The organism is Comamonas composti DSM 21721, assembly GCF_000429845.1.
GTDB classification, from domain to species: Bacteria; Pseudomonadota; Gammaproteobacteria; order Burkholderiales; family Burkholderiaceae_C; genus Comamonas; species Comamonas composti.
In genome coordinates this window covers 45,710-63,159 of sequence record NZ_AUCQ01000030.1, presented here as the reverse complement: position 1 = coordinate 63,159, position 17,450 = coordinate 45,710, and the positions used below count along the sequence as shown (strand labels likewise).

The 17,450-nt window shown below is 61.1% G+C and carries 17 protein-coding genes, 1 tRNA gene and 1 pseudogene; 8 read left to right on the top strand and 11 right to left on the bottom strand.

The features are described from left to right. Nucleotides 1-172: 172 nt before the first annotated feature. Nucleotides 173-376 (top strand): annotated as a pseudogene (locus G486_RS0114525) (IS3 family transposase); the annotation flags it as partial. A gap of 36 nt (nucleotides 377-412) precedes the next feature. Here G486_RS0114525 and G486_RS0114520 read toward each other — a convergent pair. From G486_RS0114520 to G486_RS0114510, 3 genes are all read right to left on the bottom strand, one after another. Beyond that, a complete protein-coding gene (locus tag G486_RS0114520) occupies nucleotides 413-718 on the bottom strand; it encodes a hypothetical protein (protein ID WP_027016200.1) in 306 nt (101 codons plus the stop codon). Between the two features lie 224 nt (nucleotides 719-942). Continuing rightward, nucleotides 943-1,019: transfer RNA gene (locus tag G486_RS0114515), tRNA-Pro, on the bottom strand. 30 nt (nucleotides 1,020-1,049) lie between these two features. Further along, nucleotides 1,050-1,979 carry a polyprenyl synthetase family protein gene (locus tag G486_RS0114510; RefSeq protein WP_027016199.1) on the bottom strand — a complete coding sequence of 310 codons (930 nt, stop codon included), beginning with the start codon at nucleotides 1,977-1,979 and terminating at the stop codon, nucleotides 1,050-1,052. A 229-nt stretch (nucleotides 1,980-2,208) separates the two neighbouring features. Between G486_RS0114510 and rplU the strand changes: the two genes are divergently transcribed. The 4 genes from rplU (at nucleotide 2,209) to proB (ending at nucleotide 5,330) form a co-directional block, all read left to right on the top strand. Further along, on the top strand, nucleotides 2,209-2,520 hold the full coding sequence (rplU, locus tag G486_RS0114500; protein WP_027016198.1) for a 50S ribosomal protein L21: 312 nt from the start codon (nucleotides 2,209-2,211) through the stop codon (nucleotides 2,518-2,520). Nucleotides 2,521-2,532: 12 nt separating this feature from the next. Further along, nucleotides 2,533-2,790, top strand: a complete 258-nt coding sequence (rpmA, locus tag G486_RS0114495) for a 50S ribosomal protein L27 (RefSeq protein ID WP_027016197.1) — start codon at nucleotides 2,533-2,535, stop codon at nucleotides 2,788-2,790. Between the two features lie 210 nt (nucleotides 2,791-3,000). Next, nucleotides 3,001-4,113 carry an Obg family GTPase CgtA gene (gene cgtA, locus G486_RS0114490; RefSeq protein ID WP_027016196.1) on the top strand — a complete coding sequence of 371 codons (1,113 nt, stop codon included), beginning with the start codon at nucleotides 3,001-3,003 and terminating at the stop codon, nucleotides 4,111-4,113. A gap of 77 nt (nucleotides 4,114-4,190) precedes the next feature. Then, nucleotides 4,191-5,330 carry a glutamate 5-kinase gene (proB, locus tag G486_RS0114485; RefSeq protein ID WP_027016195.1) on the top strand — a complete coding sequence of 380 codons (1,140 nt, stop codon included), beginning with the start codon at nucleotides 4,191-4,193 and terminating at the stop codon, nucleotides 5,328-5,330. A 75-nt stretch (nucleotides 5,331-5,405) separates the two neighbouring features. Here proB and G486_RS0114480 read toward each other — a convergent pair whose 3' ends face one another. After that, nucleotides 5,406-6,065 carry an RNA pyrophosphohydrolase gene (locus G486_RS0114480; protein WP_027016194.1) on the bottom strand — a complete coding sequence of 220 codons (660 nt, stop codon included), beginning with the start codon at nucleotides 6,063-6,065 and terminating at the stop codon, nucleotides 5,406-5,408. Nucleotides 6,066-6,160: 95 nt separating this feature from the next. Between G486_RS0114480 and G486_RS0114475 the strand changes: the two genes are divergently transcribed. Further along, entirely contained in the window at nucleotides 6,161-7,906 is a 1,746-nt protein-coding gene (locus G486_RS0114475; RefSeq protein ID WP_027016193.1) for a proline--tRNA ligase, read from the top strand. Nucleotides 7,907-7,909: 3 nt separating this feature from the next. Beyond that, on the top strand, nucleotides 7,910-8,530 hold the full coding sequence (locus tag G486_RS0114470) for a lytic transglycosylase domain-containing protein (protein WP_027016192.1): 621 nt from the start codon (nucleotides 7,910-7,912) through the stop codon (nucleotides 8,528-8,530). Between the two features lie 312 nt (nucleotides 8,531-8,842). Here G486_RS0114470 and G486_RS22395 read toward each other — a convergent pair whose 3' ends face one another. From G486_RS22395 to hemA, 6 genes are all read right to left on the bottom strand, one after another. Beyond that, nucleotides 8,843-10,177, bottom strand: a complete 1,335-nt coding sequence (locus G486_RS22395; protein ID WP_051303532.1) for a hemolysin family protein — start codon at nucleotides 10,175-10,177, stop codon at nucleotides 8,843-8,845. A gap of 306 nt (nucleotides 10,178-10,483) precedes the next feature. Then, nucleotides 10,484-11,749 (bottom strand): hypothetical protein, encoded by a 1,266-nt coding sequence (locus G486_RS0114460; protein WP_027016191.1) that lies wholly within the window; start codon nucleotides 11,747-11,749, stop codon nucleotides 10,484-10,486. 512 nt (nucleotides 11,750-12,261) lie between these two features. Further along, a complete protein-coding gene (gene grxD, locus G486_RS0114455; protein WP_027016190.1) occupies nucleotides 12,262-12,585 on the bottom strand; it encodes a Grx4 family monothiol glutaredoxin in 324 nt (107 codons plus the stop codon). An 88-nt stretch (nucleotides 12,586-12,673) separates the two neighbouring features. Next, complete coding sequence (gene prmC / locus G486_RS0114450; protein ID WP_027016189.1) at nucleotides 12,674-13,531, bottom strand: peptide chain release factor N(5)-glutamine methyltransferase; 858 nt, start codon at nucleotides 13,529-13,531, stop codon at nucleotides 12,674-12,676. 17 nt (nucleotides 13,532-13,548) lie between these two features. Further along, a complete protein-coding gene (gene prfA, locus G486_RS0114445) occupies nucleotides 13,549-14,628 on the bottom strand; it encodes a peptide chain release factor 1 (RefSeq protein ID WP_027016188.1) in 1,080 nt (359 codons plus the stop codon). Nucleotides 14,629-14,732: 104 nt separating this feature from the next. Continuing rightward, nucleotides 14,733-16,073 carry a glutamyl-tRNA reductase gene (gene hemA, locus G486_RS22390; protein WP_051303530.1) on the bottom strand — a complete coding sequence of 447 codons (1,341 nt, stop codon included), beginning with the start codon at nucleotides 16,071-16,073 and terminating at the stop codon, nucleotides 14,733-14,735. Between the two features lie 74 nt (nucleotides 16,074-16,147). On the opposite strand from hemA, the gene G486_RS0114435 reads away from it, so the two are divergent. Further along, a complete protein-coding gene (locus tag G486_RS0114435; RefSeq protein WP_027016187.1) occupies nucleotides 16,148-16,423 on the top strand; it encodes a hypothetical protein in 276 nt (91 codons plus the stop codon). Between the two features lie 56 nt (nucleotides 16,424-16,479). Here the strand turns inward: G486_RS0114435 and G486_RS0114430 are convergent, their stop codons facing one another. Continuing rightward, on the bottom strand, nucleotides 16,480-17,391 hold the full coding sequence (locus G486_RS0114430) for a LysR substrate-binding domain-containing protein (protein WP_027016186.1): 912 nt from the start codon (nucleotides 17,389-17,391) through the stop codon (nucleotides 16,480-16,482). Nucleotides 17,392-17,450 lie beyond the last annotated feature (59 nt).

Below are 17,450 nucleotides of genomic sequence, written 5' to 3'. Positions count from 1 at the left end.
GTGCAAGCTGCGCCCCATCGCTTTGAACTCATCCCGATTGCGCTCCAACGCGGCAGCGTAGAGATCGTAAACACGTTCTTAGGAAAGCGGCGGCGTACTTCGCGCAGGACACGCTGCGAGGTACGCCTGGATTGAGCAAATGAAGCACCGTTACCCCGTGCGCCTGTCATACTCGCCCACAGAAAGCTTGTGGGGCCGGCTGAAAACGGCCTGCGTGCATGGGCAGAAGTTTGCAACCCGAGAGCAGGCCAGGAAGGCGGTGATGGACTGGATGGCCTTCTACAATCACCGCAGGCTGCATTTGGCGCTGGGCTATCTCAGTCCTATGCAGTACGAGCAACGCTGGTACGAGGCACAGCGTAAAAAGGCCGCGTAGATCATGGGCTAAGAGCTACACAAAACAGGGGCAAGATCACCTTGGCTCGAATGAGGAGATGGCGTCGGCAGGCAGAGGTGCGAGATAGACCTTCCACCGCAAGGCAAGCCGTTGCACGAACATCGGAAATGCGTAGAACACCGATCCAACCAGGATCAGCAGAGCGCAGGCTAAGGCAAGCACGGCAAATCCGCCAGCAAATGGACTAAGCCAAGACATGGCATGGATGTGCTGGGAAAGAAAAATTGCACCATGACTCAAAAAACCCAATGCGCACACCACTGCGATCACTTGGAGCGCGGTGGCTTCGGCGAAGAGCGATTGCTTGAGACGTGGTTTCACGCGATGTGCTGTAAGCGGTTATGAATGACAGCACGGTATTCCCGGATCGACTGGGCGTCAAGTGCTACGTTCTCTTGACCAGCGCCAGCGTGTTCACAATAGCAAAGAGCTTTGGGACAAATTTGGGACAACGGCGGGACAAATTTACTCTTTATCGGTATGAATGATGATTCAAAGCAAAAAGCCCAAGTGGTTGATCCATTTGGGCTTTTCCCGTTTTTGTCTGGTCGGGGTGAGAGGATTCGAACCTCCGGCCTCTACGTCCCGAACGTAGCGCTCTACCAGGCTAAGCTACACCCCGTGTCTTGATTGGATGATGCTTCCTGATGATTCAGGTGCGTCGCTCCAAAAGCTCGGAGGCTAATTGTAGCAAACTTGCAGTGTGTGAATTTTCCGGAAGCATGTCCAGCGCGGAAATGGCGCGCAGGGCTTCGTTGTGTGCGGCTTGGCGTGCAATATCCAGTGCGCCTGTGCTGCGCACAATGCTCACAACGGTACTCAACTGTTCGGTCGAACCTTGCTCTATGGCGTTGCGGATGATGGCTGCCTGCTCAGGGGTGCCGCGCTGCATGGCTGAAATCAGCGGCAGAGTGCATTTGCCTTCGCGCAGGTCGTCGCCCAGGTTTTTGCCCATTTCCTGGGCTTCGCCGGCATAGTCGAGCACGTCATCAATGATCTGGAATGCTGTGCCCAGTGCCTGACCGTAGGTGGCGCACGCCTGCTCGACTTTGATCGAAGCGTTGGCGAGAACCGCGCCGAGTTGTGCGCTGGCCTCGAACAGTTGGGCTGTTTTGGAGCGGATCACGTGCAGATAGCCATCTTCGCTGAGTGAGGCATCGTGCGTGTTGATCAGTTGCTGTACTTCGCCCTCTGCGATCACGTTGGTTGCGTCCGAGAGGATTTGCAAAACGCGCATGTTGCCCACTTCCACCATCATTTGGAAGGAGCGGGTATGCAGAAAGTCGCCAACGAGTACGCTTGCGGGGTTGCCAAAGGTTTCATTGGCGGTGGGGCGGCCGCGGCGTAGCGTTGACTCGTCCACCACGTCATCGTGCAGCAAAGTGGCTGTGTGGATGAGCTCAACCACGGCGGCCAGGATGTGCTTGTCATGTCCTTTGTGGCCAAGGGCAGAGCAGATCATGAGCAGCAAAGCTGGACGCAGGCGCTTGCCCCCGGCCGCGATGATGTACTGAGAGATCTGTGCGATCAGCGGGACGCTGGTGGTCAATCTCTGGGCAATGACATGATCCACTTCGCGCATATCATCAGCGATGAGGGCAAGCGGGTTGGAGAGGGGAGTAGCTGTTGTCAAGATTCTATGGGCCGCCAAGTGGATTGGCGATTATAGGAAAGGGCTGCTGGGCGCGGTGCCGGGTCACGGGGTGGTGGCGTGAGCTGGTACAGGGTTTGGGGTATTTCAGTGATGCGTGCTAGAATGGAGGGCTTCTGTGAAAATTCGTTCACAGGGCTCTCAAATTCAAGAGGTTTACATGTACGCAGTCATAAAAACCGGCGGCAAGCAGTATCGCGTTGCAGCCGGCGAAAAGATCAAGGTAGAACAGATTGCTGCGGACGTAGGCCAGGAAGTGGTGATCGACCAGGTTTTGGCAGTCGGCAACGGCGCTGAAATCAAGGTGGGCACGCCCCTGGTGTCCGGTGCAACAGTGAAGGCAACCGTTGTTGCCCACGGCAAGCACGACAAAGTGCACATCTTCAAGATGCGCCGTCGTAAGCACTATCAAAAACGCCAAGGCCATCGTCAACAGTTCACCGAACTGGAAATCGTGGCAATTGCTGCTTAATAGGAGCTAGTCATGGCACAGAAAAAAGGCGGCGGCTCTACGCGAAACGGGCGCGATTCCAAGCCCAAAATGCTCGGTGTGAAGGCTTTTGGCGGTGAACTGATCACGGCTGGGTCGATCATCGTTCGCCAGCGCGGCACCAAGTTCCACCCCGGTGAGAACGTGGGCGTTGGCAAGGATCACACGCTGTATGCTCTGGTTGACGGCCATGTGTCGTTCGCTGTCAAGGGTGCGTTGTCCAAGCAAACCGTTAATGTGACTGCGGCCTAAGGCCTGTCATTGCGACGTTCCAAAGCCCCGCCCGGTCGGGGCTTTGTCGTTTCCAGTTGTGGCCTTGTGAGCGCCAACACGTTCTGAGGCCTCTGGTGCGCTGAGATTTTGTAAACTAGCACGGCTTACGTAAATCCGGCGGAGGCAAGCAGCCAGCCCAATGGCCATGCCTCATGCATTTTTGTTTGCGTAAGTCTAACTAGATGTCTCATGAAGTTCGTTGACGAAGCTTTTATAGACATTGCCGCCGGCGATGGCGGCAATGGCTGTGTGTCATTCCGGCACGAAAAATACAAGGAATTCGGTGGTCCCGACGGGGGCGACGGTGGCCGGGGTGGTCATGTGTTCGCTGTGGCCGATGTCAACCTCAACACCTTGATCGACTATCGCTACTCGCGTCGTCACGATGCCAAGCGTGGCGAACATGGCAAGGGTTCGGACATGTTCGGCGCTGCGGGCGATGACATCACGCTGCGCATGCCCGTCGGCACGATCATCAGTGATGCCGAGACTGGTGAAGTCCTGCATGAGCTGCTGACTCCGGGCGAGGTGATCACCATTGCCAAGGGGGGGGACGGCGGTTACGGCAATCTGCGCTTCAAGAGCGCGATCAACCGCGCCCCTCGCCAGAAAACACCGGGCTGGCCCGGCGAGCGCAAAAACCTTAAGCTTGAGCTCAAGGTGCTGGCTGATGTGGGGCTTTTGGGTATGCCCAATGCGGGCAAGTCCACGTTTATTGCGGCCGTCTCGAATGCCCGGCCCAAGATTGCCGACTACCCTTTCACCACGCTGCATCCCAATCTGGGCGTGGTCCGCGTTGGCCCTGAGCAAAGCTTTGTGGTCGCCGACATCCCAGGTCTTATCGAAGGAGCGTCCGAAGGCGCGGGTCTGGGCCACCAGTTTCTGCGCCATTTGCAGCGCACTCGTCTGCTGTTGCATGTGGTGGACATGGCACCTTTCGATGAGGCTGTAGACCCTGTTGCCCAGGCCAAGGCCATTGTTGGCGAGCTGCAGAAATATGATGCGCAGCTTTACGAGAAGCCGCGCTGGCTGGTTCTCAACAAGCTGGACATGGTGCCTGCCGAGGAGCGCGCTGCGCGCGTCAAGGACTTCGTCAAGCGCTTCAAGTGGAAGGGCCCGGTATTCGAGATCTCGGCGCTCACGCGCGAGGGCTGCGAGCCGTTGATCCGCTCCATCTACCAGCATGTGAAGACGCAGCAGCAGATCGAGGCCGGACCTCAAGAGGTGGACCCGCGCTTTGTGGACCTGGGCGATGGTCCAGATCCCACGGATCCGCGCTTTGCACGCGGCGACTTCGAATAATCTCATTTACTGCTCTGATAAAGATAGCTTCAAGCATCCGCTGGTTGGGCGCTTGAAGCCTAAAAATCGATTAATCCATGTCTTCCAACTTGTTGCGTGATGCTCATCGCATCGTGGTCAAGGTCGGCTCCAGCCTGGTGACCAATGAGGGGCGAGGCCTGGACGAGGCTGCCATCGAGGAGTGGAGTCGTCAGCTGGCGGCCCTGGTACGCGGCGATGCCGGGCCTAAGCGCGAAGTCATCATGGTCTCCAGCGGCGCCGTGGCCGAGGGCATGAAGCGCCTCGGCTGGGCTGTGCGCCCCAAGGAAATCCACAAGCAGCAGGCCGCAGCGGCCGTGGGACAAATGGGCTTGGTGCAAATGTACGAGACCAAGCTCAGCGAACAAGGCATGGGCAGCGCACAGGTGCTGCTCACCCACGCCGATCTTGCCGACCGCGAGCGCTATCTGAATGCGCGCACCACCTTGCTGACTTTGCTGCAGCTTGGAATCGTGCCCGTGATCAACGAGAACGACACCGTGGTCAACGACGAAATCAAGTTCGGCGACAACGACACCCTGGGTGCGCTGGTGGCGAATCTGATCGAAGCCGATGCCTTGATCATTCTTACCGATCAGAAGGGCTTGTACAGCGCCGATCCGCGCAAGAACCCAGAGGCGCGCTTCATCGATGTGGCCGAGGCCGGCAACCCCGAGCTGGAGGTGATGGCCGGCGGTGCGGGCTCTTCCATAGGCAAGGGCGGCATGATCACCAAGATACTCGCGGCCAAGCGTGCTGCGGGTTCGGGCGCGTCCACCGTGATCGCCTGGGGACGTGAGAAAGACGTGCTGGTGCGGCTTGCCGCAGGCGAGTCGATTGGTACGCTGCTTGTGGCCCAGACGCACAAGAAACAGGCGCGCAAGCAATGGATTGCCGACCACCTTCAATTGCGCGGCTCGGTCTGCGTGGACGATGGTGCGGTGAGCAAGCTCAAGGATGAGGGAAAGAGCCTGTTGCCCATAGGCATGGTCGGTGTCGAGGGCGAGTTTGCGCGTGGCGATGTGATTGCGGTGCGCGATGCGAAGGGCAGGGAAGTGGCGCGTGGCCTGGCCAATTATGCGAGCGCCGAAGCCCGGCTGCTGTGCCGTCGGGGCTCGGCCGAGATTGAGCGCCTGCTTGGCTATTCGGCAGGGCCGGAGATGGTGCACAGGGACAATATGCTGGTGGCCGGACACTGAAGCTGGCACCTTCCTCAAATGAAAAAGCCGCTGTGATCAGCGGCTTTTTGCATGGTACGAGCACCTGGTTCGGGTTCAGGCCTGGCCGGATTGAGGATCCGGGTCGAAGCTTGCGCCGGGCGGAAGCTCCATGCCCGGGTTGCTGCGAAAGCTGCCCGTGCGCGAAGGATGCATGGCCGGCGTGTGATGCTGGGGGGGCAAAGCCGTGTCAAGCTCGCGTGGGCGCATGCCGCTGCGTAGATAGCGGTTGCGGTGCTGTTCGCCGCGTGGCAGAAAGCGCGAGAGCTCGGTGAGTGCCATTTCATAGACGCCGCGCTTGAACTCCACGACCACGTCGAGTGGAACCCAGTAGTCGTTCCAGCGCCAGGCATCGAACTCGGGGTGATCTGTGGCGCGCAGATTCAGGTCCCAGTCGTGACCTACAAGCTGCAGCAGATACCAGATCTGCTTTTGGCCTTTATAGTGTCCGCGCGCATCGCGGCGGATATACCGGTCCGGCACCTCATAGCGCAACCAGTCCCGGGTGCGGGCTACCACGCGAACGTGGTTGGGCTTTAGCCCCACTTCCTCGTGCAGCTCTCTGAACATGGCTTGTTCAGGGCTTTCGCCTCGATCAATGCCGCCTTGCGGGAACTGCCAGCTGTGGGTGCGAATGCGCTTGCCCCAGAACACCTGGTTTTTGTGGTTGAGCAAGATGATGCCGACGTTCGGGCGAAATCCGTCCCGGTCAAGCATAATCGAACCCCAATTTTTTAAATTGCATCCATTATGCACGGTGCCTTGCTGGCAGCAAGCACTGCCCTGCCTGATTGCCGCCAAGTTCGAGTTCCATGAAAGCCTCCCAATTTTTCATCTCCACCTTCAAGGAAGCTCCGGCCGATGCCGAAGTGACCAGCCACAAGCTGATGATGCGCGCCGGCATGATCAAGCGTCTGGGTGCAGGCGTCTACAACTACATGCCCATGGGACTGCGCGTGATCCGCAAGGTCGAGGCCATTGTGCGTGAGGAAATGAACCGAGCGGGTGCCGTGGAGGTCACCATGCCCGTGGTCCAGCCCGCCGAGCTGTGGCAGGAGACGGGCCGCTTCGAGAGCATGGGGCCCGAGCTGCTGCGCATCAAGGACCGCCATGGCCGCGACTTCGTGATCCAGCCGACCAGCGAGGAGGTGGTCACCGATATCGCGCGCCAGGAGATCAAGAGCTACAAGCAGCTGCCCAAGAATCTCTACCAGATCCAGACCAAGTTCCGCGATGAGCGCCGTCCGCGTTTCGGCCTGATGCGCGGGCGTGAGTTCATCATGAAGGATGCCTACTCCTTCGACAAGGACAGGGAGTCCGCTCAGATCAGCTACCAGGCCATGCGCGAGGCCTACAAGCGCATCTTCGACCGCTTCGGCCTGCAGTACCGTGCCGTGCGCGCAGACAGCGGTGCGATCGGTGGCGATCTGAGCGAGGAGTTCCAGGTGATTGCCGCCACGGGCGAAGACGCCATCGTCTACTGCCCGGGCAGCGACTATGCGGCGAATATCGAAAAGGCCGAGGCCCTGGCACCCGCCGGCCCGCGCCCCGCGGCCACCAAGCCCATGGAAAAGATTGCGACGCCCGGCCGCAGTACCTGCGAGGCCGTGGCCGAGCAACTGGGCCTGCTGTTGTCCCAGACCGTGAAGTCCCTGGTGCTGGCCACCGATGTGCTCGATGACAAGGGCGAGCTGCTCAAGAGCCAGATCTGGCTGCTGCTGCTGCGCGGCGACCATGAGATGAACGAGATCAAGGTCGGCAAGGTACCGGGGCTGGACGCGGGCTTTCGCTTTGCGACCGAGGCCGAGATCGAGGCTCACTTTGGCTGCAAGCCCGGCTACCTGGGCCCTGTTGCGCTCAAGCAGGCTGTGCGCCTGGTGGTGGACCGCGAAGTCGCGGTCATGGCCGACTGGGTGTGCGGCGCCAACGAGGAAGGTTTTCACCTCACCGGCGTGAACTTCGGCCGTGACCTGGGCGAGCCCGATCTCGTGGCCGACCTGCGCAACGTGGTCGCTGGCGACAAGTCGCCCGACGGCGCGGGCGAGCTGGCCATAGAGCGCGGCATAGAGATCGGCCATGTGTTCTATCTGGGCACCAAGTATTCCGAGCCCATGAACGCCAGCTTTCTTGCCGAGAACGGCAAGCCTGCGCTGTTCGAGATGGGCTGCTACGGCATTGGCGTGACGCGCCTGCCGGCTGCGGCCATCGAGCAAAACCATGACGAGCGCGGCATCATCTGGCCCGATGCGATTGCGCCGTTCACGGTGGTCATCTGCCCCATAGGCATGGACCGCAGCGAGCTTGTCAGGACCGAGGCCGAAAAGCTGCATGCCGAATTGCTGGCGCTGGGCGTGGACGTGATTCTTGACGACCGCGGCGAGCGCCCCGGCGCCATGTTTGCCGACTGGGAGCTGATCGGTGTGCCGCACCGCGTGGTGCTCGGCGAGCGCGGCCTCAAGGAAGGCCAGCTCGAATACCAGCACCGCCGCGAGACCGAGGCCAGCAAGCTGGCCCTGGGCGATGTGCTGGCCCATCTCAAGGAGCGCCTGGGTCTGTAAGTCATGCGGTTGAAAAGGCGCAGTTTATTGGGTGCAGTCCCGGCGGCTTTGGCGTGTGCGGCTCCGGCGTGGCTGCCGGGCGCGGCCTGGGCCGGCGGCCAGCTTGAAGAGCCCTTGATGGACTCGGTGCGCACGGCGTTGAGCGCGGCCGTGATCGGCCAGGCCCCACCCGAGCTTGAATTTGCCAGCACCGAGGCGCGCATGGAGTATTTGCGCTGGCTGGCCGCCCACAGCGGCAAGCTGCGCTCGCGCAAGCCCGACCAGGCCACGCGCCAGGAGTTTTTGCAGACGGTCTGGTACGAATCCCGGCGCGCAGGGCTGGATGTCTCGCTGGTGCTGGGTCTGGTCCAGGTCGAGAGCGCCTTCCGCAAATACGCCATCTCCAGCGTGGGCGCACGTGGCTACATGCAGATCATGCCGTTCTGGATGCGGCTGATCGGCGATGGCGACGTGGGCAAACTGTTCCACATGCAGACCAATCTGCGCTTTGGCTGCGTGATCCTGCGCCACTACCTGGACCGCGAAAAGGGCGATATGTACATGGCCCTGGGCCGCTACAACGGCAGCCGCGGCAAGCCCCAGTACCCGAATGCGGTGTTTGCTGCGCAGAAAAGGTGGATATAGCCCCCTGAGTCGCCTGCGGCGCCTATCCCCCGAGGGGGACGATGACTTGGCTGCGGGGCGGCCCTTGCTCGCCATCCCTGGGCTGGGCCGCGCCGGCTTTCTGCGCTGCGCCCCTGGCTTTACTCCCTCGCCCCTTTGGCGCATGCGGAAACAAGGGGTGGGGAGAGGGGCTGCCAGCCAAACCCGGAGCTGGATTTGGCCCTTGATACTACAAAAGAGTAGCTGCTACCGCTTGCTGTACATGGGTTTTAGATGGTTTTTTATCTGAAACCCAGACGTGGCAAGCGCTAGCCGCTACTCAATTGTTCTTTGCTAGGCTGCGGCTGCGCTGGGTTTGCCATCGCCTTCGGGCAGCGGGGCCGGCATGCCCAGGGAGACCAGGACCTGGTCTATGCGGTAGCTGTCCACGTCCATGACTTCGAAGCGGTAGCCGCCCCATTGCACGGTATCGGTGCGCCTGGGCACGCGTCTGAGCATCACGGTGAGAAAGCCGCCCAGGGTCTCGTAGTCCTCGGCATGGGGCAGGTCGTCGATGTCGAGCACGCGCATCACATCCTCGATAGGCGTGATGCCGTCGATGAGCCAGGAGTTCTCATCGCGGCGCACGATGTGCTCCTCGTCGTCGGGGCCCACCAGGTCACCCATGACCGTGCTCATCACGTCGTTGAGCGTGACCACGCCCACGACCAGGCTGTACTCGTTGACGATGACCGCAAAGTCCTCGTGCGCCTGGCGAAACTGCTCCAGCACCTCGGCCAGGGTCAGGCGGTCGGGAATGATCAGCACCTTGTGCACCAGGGCGCCGTCCTTGAGCGACAGCGGCTGGTTGTTGAGCGCGCGCTGGAACAAGTCCTTGGCATCCACATAGCCGACCACATGATCGATGTCGCCATCGCAGATGGGGTAGGTGGAAAACGGCTCCTCGGCAATGCGGGCGCGTATCACCTCGTCGGGGTCGTCGAGGCGGAAAAAGGCGATGCGGTCGCGCTGGGTCATGGCCGAGCCCACAGTGCGCGAATCGAGCTCGAACAGATTGGCAATCACCTGCTGCTCCTGCGCGGCCAGCAGGCCTGCGCGCGCGCCAGCCTCGGTCATGGCCAGAATGTCCTCGGAGGTGATGCGCTCGTCGCGCACCGTGGGCAGGCCCAGCAGCTTGGCGACCAGGTCGGCCAGCTTGCTAAAGCACCAGACCAGGGGCTTGAGCACGGTCATGCACCACAGCATGGGGCGCAGCACGCGCACGGCAAAGGCCTCGGGCTCGGCCATGGATAGCCGCTTGGGCAGCAGGTCGGCAAACAAAATGAACAGCGAGGTCACCGACGCGAACGAAAGCAAGAAGCCCATGGTCTGGGCCCGGCCCGTGCTCATGCCCAGGCTGAGCAGGTCCGACAGAAACGGCGTGAGCGCACCCTCGCCGACTACGCCGCCCAGAATGGCGACGGCGTTGAGTCCAATCTGCGTCACGGTGAAATACTCGCCGGGCTGGGTCTGCATCTTCATCACCAGCTCGGCCCGAGGCTCTCCATCTTCCAGCATTTGCCTGAGCCGCAGACGGCGCGAGGCGGCCAGCGAAATTTCGGCCACGGAAAAAAAAGCACTGGCAAGAATCAGTGCAGCAATCACCAACAGACTTTGGGACAGACTCATAGGCAGGGAACAAAGCCCGCGAAGGCTTTGTTAAAGCAATAGATATGCCTATTCGAGCATACAAAGCAATAAGCCTCTAGTTCACTAGGCTGTGCCCTTATGCCTGCGGGGAAAATTCAGCGGCTTTCCGGCCTTCGCAAGAACACAGAAGAGAGTCTGGATCCCGTATCTCTGCCCGGACGACTGGCCCATGGGGTCTTGGCCCAAGGCATGTGCTGACGTGCGCCAAGGTGCGCCAGAGTGGGGCACGATATGCACCAGCCGACGGCAGGGGCAGATTCTCTGCCCGGGCCTGTGAAGATATTCTCAGAACCAATAACCAAAGGAGACGGAAAATCCATGAATTCCGTTTTCTCCTTTGAGGTAATTGAGCCCGACCCGCATATTCTGGGAATCGCTTTCCTCTCGTCTGTCAGTTCCCAGGGTTATGCCGAATTCATGGTATTTTTTTGAATAAATATCCGAACCGGTATAAATGGTGTTCACGTAGGAAAGCTCGATGCTTGCCTTGCTGCCGAAAAATGAAAGGGGGAGGGGCTTGGCAAGCATGATGCCATTGCGAAAGATATGGTTTCTGATGTCCGGGTTGCTTGAATATCCGCCGCCACTGAGCTTGAGTGTCTGGTAGACGCCGATCATGTTCCCCAGGGCGATGCTGTAGCCGGGAAAATCCATGACGTAATTGCTGGTCAACGATCCGGAAACCATGCTGGCCACGGACCCCAGATCCACGGAGCCCGAGATGCCATAACCAATGGATGGCGTCAGCGACCAGGAGTCATTGATGCTCTTCTTGTAGCCAAGGCCGATATTGGCACCAAAGGACTTGGCTCCGCCCACTGCTCCATAGGAGATGGGGAGGGCCAGCATGAGCTCGTCCTTTCTCTCTTCGCCGACTTCCCAGGAATAGGAAAGAGGCAGGGTGTAGATGCTGTTGCTCAGAGAGCCACTCGAATACCGGCCCAGACGCAGGCCCAGGGCCGCACCATTGTTGTTCTTGATGCTGGAGGCCTTGGAGGCAAAGCCTCTCTCGAAATCTGAGGCAACCATCTGAAACTGCATCGACCCGGGGTTTCCGGCGACGGGGTCTATAGGAGAGTATCTGGCCAAAGCTTTTTGCAGCCTGTCCAGAATGTTTCCGCGAGAGTTCTTGAGATATTCCTTGAGGTCGTCCCGGTTCAGGTCTCTGGTGGCCTGGGCATCGAAGACATGGACTTCATTCAGCGCCGGTATCATCAGGGTAATGGCCGGCGAGTTGGCCTGAGTCTCCAAAATCAAGGGCAGGCCACGGTAGCCGAGGCGAATCATGGCCGCGCTATCGTCGTTGTAACCGGGGTTGATGCTGCCCAGTTTGCTACCGCTCAAGGCATTGAACATGTTATTGACCGAAGAATAGCCAAGATACCCGGACTGGTCACCGCCAACCATCAGATCCTGATCGAATACATAGCTTCCATTGACACTGACAAGAAGATCGAATGGCTTGTTGGTGGCGAAATTTTGCGCATGCGAGATGCAAGACCATAGAAGAAGGCTGGACGTGCAGATCTGATGGGATTTGAATTTTTTCATATGCGATATTGGCGTGGTTCTTGAAGTTTCTGGCCTTGAATGAAAATCAGGCACAGCTCTTCCCCCGGACAGAAATAAATATCCAGAAAAATAAAGAACTGAAACTGCAGAAATAATGCCTGGCGGATTTATGAATTCATTGCCAGAGATTGATGGTGCTCAGGCTGTCTCTGCAGAGTTCGGTGTTTCTATTGCTGCAGGCACCATGCTTGATGGGCAGCCCTTGGATCGGAAGGCTGGAGGGCTTGTGTCAAGAGGGCTTGCAGGCTGCTCAGGCAGGGCCGCTGTTGCTGCCGAGCATGGGGAAAAGGCGCGCGCCTGTAGGGGGCTGTCGGCAGTTGGGGCTTTGCATAACGTCTCCTGAAGTCCAGAAAATAAACAGGTGATTGGTTTTGCAATGGATTGAAACAATTGAAGGGCTTAAAGGCCATCCCCCATTTGAGGGGGGAGGGCCCAAAAAGCCACAAAAAAGCCACCCTAAGGTGGCTTGGCTGCTTTGAAGCGGGGGAAGTTTAAGGCTTGGCTGCGAGCACCTGCTGGAGCTCGCCCGACTCGTACATCTCCATCATGATGTCCGAGCCGCCGATGAATTCGCCGTGCACATAAAGCTGGGGGATGGTAGGCCAGTTGCTGTAGTCCTTGATGGCCTGGCGGATTTCCTGGTCCTCAAGCACGTTCACCGTGGCGATGGCCTTGGGGTCCACACCACAGGCCTTGAGGATTTGCATGGCACGGCCCGAGAAGCCGCACATCGGGAAGCTGGCATTGCCCTTCATGAACAGCAAGATGTCGTTGTTCTTGACCAGTTGGTCTATGCGTTGCTGGGTGTCGCTCATTGTGGTGCTCCGGATCTGGGTGGGACCGCCGGCTGGCGGAATAACAGGAGATTATTTCATTGTCTGCACAGTCTCGGACGGTATGCGGTTATGCGGCCGCAGCCAGCGGCCATTGCCCGCCCGTGCAGCGCGCAGTGCCCGACAGGTCCTGGCGGTGCTCTATCCGGGTAAATCCTGACTGCTCAAGCAGCGCCGCCACGGCCTGTGCCTGGTCCCAGCCATGCTCCATGAGCAGCCAGCCGCCGCGTTCAAGATGGGCTGCTGCCTGGGCAACGATGGCGCGCAGGTCGTCGAGCCCGTCGGCGCCGCTGGTCAGCGCCTGGCGCGGCTCATGGCGCAGTGCAGGCATGTGCTCGTCGTCCTCGCGGATATAGGGCGGATTGCTCACGATGAGCGCAAAGCGCTCGCCGGCCAGGGGCTCCAGCCAACTGCCCCGGGCGAACTCCAGGGCCAGTTGCAGTCGCTCAGCATTGGCCTGTGCCACGGCCAGGGCTTGCTCGCTCGCATCCACGGCCAGGACTCGGGCTTGCGGGCGCTGGCTTTTCAAGGCCAGTGCAATCGCGCCGCTGCCCGTGCCCAGATCCACGACTCGCATTGCCTGTTCTTCGGGCATAAGGTCCAGAGCCCACTCGACCAGGGTTTCGGTATCGGGCCGGGGATCGAGCACGCGCGCATCGACTTGCAGGTTCAGGCCGAAGAACTCCTTGTGCCCGGTCAGATAGGCCACGGGCTCGTCATCCAGCCGGCGCCTGCAAAGGTCTTGCCACAGCGCAGCCTGGGCGAGCGTCAGCGGCTCGGTGTCATGCGTGATCAGCCAGGCGCGCCCGGCTTCGGACCGGTCCAGGGCATGCAGCAGCAGGATTTGTGCATCGATGCGCGCAAGACCCTGGGCGGCAGCCTGCTGCAAGGCCAGGGCGATGGTGGGCGGGGGGGAGGACGAGGACACGGCAGTCGGGCGGCAGTTCAGTGGTTCTCCAGCTCGGCCAGGAGCTCGGCTTCGCGTGCGGCCTGCAGGGCATCGATCACGTCGCCCAGATCGCCCTCCATCACGGCCAGCAGCTTGTAGATGGTGAGGTTGATGCGGTGGTCGGTGAGCCGGCCCTGGGGGAAGTTGTAGGTGCGTATGCGGTCGCTGCGGTCGCCGCTGCCCACCAGGCCTTTGCGCATGGCGGCTTCCTTGGCCTCGCGTTCGCTGCGCTCTTTCTCCTGTATGCGGGCCTGTAGCACCTGCAAGGCCTTGGCCTTGTTGCTGTGCTGGCTGCGTCCGTCCTGGCATTCGGCGACGATGCCCGTGGGGATGTGGACCACGCGCACGGCCGAGTCGGTCTTGTTGATGTGCTGGCCGCCCGCGCCGCTGGCACGGAAAGTGTCTATGCGCAGGTCGGCGGGGTTGAGCGTGATGGCCTGGGTCTGGTCGGGCTCGGGCATCACGGCCACGGTGCAGGCGCTGGTGTGGATGCGGCCCTGGGTCTCGGTGGCGGGCACGCGCTGCACGCGGTGGCCGCCCGACTCAAAGCGCAGCTTGCCATAGACGTCGTCGCCCTCGACGCGCAGCACGACTTCCTTGTAGCCGCCGAGCTCGCTCTCGTTGGAGCTCATGATCTCGACCTTCCAGCCCACGGTCTCGCAGTAGCGCGTGTACATGCGCGCCAGATCGCCGGCGAAGAGCGCCGACTCGTCGCCGCCCGTGCCGGCGCGGATTTCCAGGTAGGCGTTGCGCTCGTCGTCGGGGTCCTTGGGAAGCAGCAGGCGCTGCAGCTCGTCTTCGAGCTGGATCAGCTCGGCCTCGCCGCTGGCGATCTCTTCCTCGGCCATGTCGGCCATTTCGGGGTCCTGCAGCATTTCGCGTGCGGTTGCGATGTCGGCCTCGCACTGCTGAAAGCGCGCATAGCGGCCGGCCACGGCCGTGACATCTGCATGCTCGCGCGAGATCGTGCGGTACTGCTGCATGTCGGCCATGATGTCTTCGCGCGAGAGCAGAAAGTCCAGCTCTTGCAGGCGCTGGGTATAGCGCTCGAGCTGATGGCGCAAAAAGTCTTGCATAAATGGGTCGGGAGTTGGAGCGCGCCTTGTGCCAGCGGCCGGGGCTTGATGGTGAGGAGGGCGCGCATGGCAGGCCTGCCATGCGCAAAGCGTATCAAGCGCCGCTAAAGTTTCTTGGTGCCGGGGACGGCCGAGGGCTCTTGCTCGGAGGCTGGCGGCCTGGACGAGCGCAGAAACAGCCGCGAGACGGTGTCCGCCGTCTGGGCGCGCTGCTCGGCATCGCCCTTGTGCAGCTCGGCCATGGTGCCGTGCAGCATCTTCTGGGTGATGCCGCGCGACAGGGCTTCGAGCACCTGATCGATGTTCTCGCCCCTGGCCAGCAGTTTCTTGGCACGTGCGATCTCCAGCGCCCGCCAGGTGTCGGCCTGGGCATGGAGGTCGCGTATCAGCGAGACCGAGCCGCCTTCGGGGCGGCGCTGGTCCAGCCAGTGCATAAAGCTTTGCACGCCGCTGTCGATGATGACTTCGGCCTGCTCCACGGCGGCCTGGCGCTGGGCCTGACCGGTGCGCACCACGCTGGCCAGGTCGTCCACGGTGTAGAGGTAGACGTCGCCCAGGTCCTTGACCTCGGCCTCTATGTCGCGCGGAACGGCGAGATCCACCATGAAGATGGGGCGGTGGCGGCGTTTCTTGAGCGCGCTTTCCACGGCTCCCAGGCCGATGATGGGCAGGCTGGAGGCGGTGCAACTGATCACCGCGTCGTATTCGTGCAGGTGCTCGGGCAGGTCGGCCAGGCGCATGGTGCTGGCGCCGAACTGGGCGGCGAGCTTCTCGCCGCGCTCCTGCGTGCGGTTGGCGATCGTGATCTGGCGCGGGTTGCGGGCTGCGAAGTGCGTGGCCACGAGCTCGATCATCTCGCCTGCGCCCACGAACAGCACGCGTGTCCTCGATAAATCCTCGAACAGCTGGCTGGCCAGGCGCACGGCGGCGGCGGCCATGGAGATCGAGTGGGCGCCGATCTCGGTGGAGCTGCGTACCTGTTTGGCCACGGCAAAGCTGCGCTGGAACAGCTGGTTGAGCGTGCGCCCCAGTGCGCCCGCATCTTCGGCCGCACGCACGGCGTTCTTCATCTGGCCCAGGATCTGGGCCTCGCCCAGCACCATGGAGTCCAGGCCGCTGGCCACGCGGAACGCGTGGCGCGCCACATGCCCGTCCTGCAGCAGATAGGAGTGCGAACGCAGCAAGTCGGTGCTGATGCCGCCGCTATGGGCCAGCCAGTGCACCGTATGGTCCAGCGCCGGCATGTCGGCGGCGCAGTAGATCTCCGTGCGGTTGCAGGTGGAGAGAATCGCAGTTTCCACCCCGTTGTGCAGACGGCCCGCGCCGGTCAGCGAGGTACGCAAACCCTGTAGCGTAGGCGCGATCTGATCGAGCGCGAACGCGAAACGGCCCCGCATATCCAACGGGGCCGAGTGGTGGTTGATTCCGAGTGCCCAAACTGCCATAGAGCTGGATTATAAAATTTCACGCTGTTTCAGGCATCCCTGAGGACAACACCCTGGATTTGGAGTTTTTGAGCATGGATGCAATGGCGCTTGCCAATCATTGGCTGAACTTTCTGGCACCGGCTTTCTTCATGGCTTTGGCCCTGGTTCTGTGTGCCAGATTTTTTTGGGGAAAATCGGCTGCAGCGCTTTACTGGTGGGTGCAGGCAGCTATCAATATGATTGTGGGAAGCCTGCTTTTACTGGGCGGGCTGTGGTGGTTCGGCAGCGACGGAAAAATGGCCACCTATGCGGCGTTGGTGCTTGGAATGGGCCTGGGCCAGTGGCTGCTTTCCAGGGGCTGGCGCTGATTTGCCGTGGCGCAGGACTGGTCTGAGTCCCTGTTTTTGTTGATGTGGATCAAAATTCATGCATCCATGGGCACGGCCAGAGGCGCGGCCTGGGCGAGCAGCCAGTCGCGAAACTGCTCGAAAGACCTGGAAGGCGCGCGAACCACTGGGCGGCAGAGGAAATAGCCGCGCTCGATGTTGACAGGCGCATCCAGCGCCAGGGCCACGCGGCCCGCGTCCAGATCGTCCTGAACCAGGCAGCGCTGCACCACGGCCAGACCCAGGCCTGCAGCCACGGCCTGAACCAGCAAGCCCACGGTTTCGAAGTCGGCCGTGGGCGCGGGACAGGCATCTTCCAGGCCCTGAGCCGCGGCCCAGCGCGACCAGTTGCCGGGGTAGTTGGTATGGGCGAGCAAGGGGCGGACGAGTACGTCGGCACTGCTGCGCAAGGCCTTGGGGCCTTGCAGGTCGCGCGGGTGGCAGATGGGCACCAGATCGCGGCCGATGACATAGTCGGCCTGCACATGGGATGGCCAGGGCAGGCTGCCCACGCGCAGCCAGGCATCGATCTCCGGGGCGGTCAGCGGGTCATCGCGGCGATAGGGCGCAAACGACAGTGCAATGCCGGGGTGCACAGCGCTGAACGCGGGCAGTCGCGGAATCAGCCAGTGGCTGAACAGTGTGGGTGTGACCGACAGGCGCAACTGAGGTTTGCCATGACCCCGGCGCAAGGCGGACGAAGCTGCTTCGATTCTTTGCAGCGCAGGCTCCACGCAGGCCAGGTAGTCGCGCCCCGCCGCGGTGAGCTGATTGCTGCGCCCCTGGCGCTCGAACAAGGCCTGGCCCAGGTGCTCCTCCAGCCGCGCAATGGCACGGCTGATGCCTCCCTGGGTGACGTAAAGCTCCCTGGCCGCAAGTGAATAGCTGCCCAGGCGCGCTGCTGCCGCAAAGGCGTGCAGCTCGGAAATCGACGGCGAGTGCATGCGCATGACGGGCGCAATTATGACTACTTGTCATGAGTGCGTGCCTTCTTGTCTCTTTTCCTCGC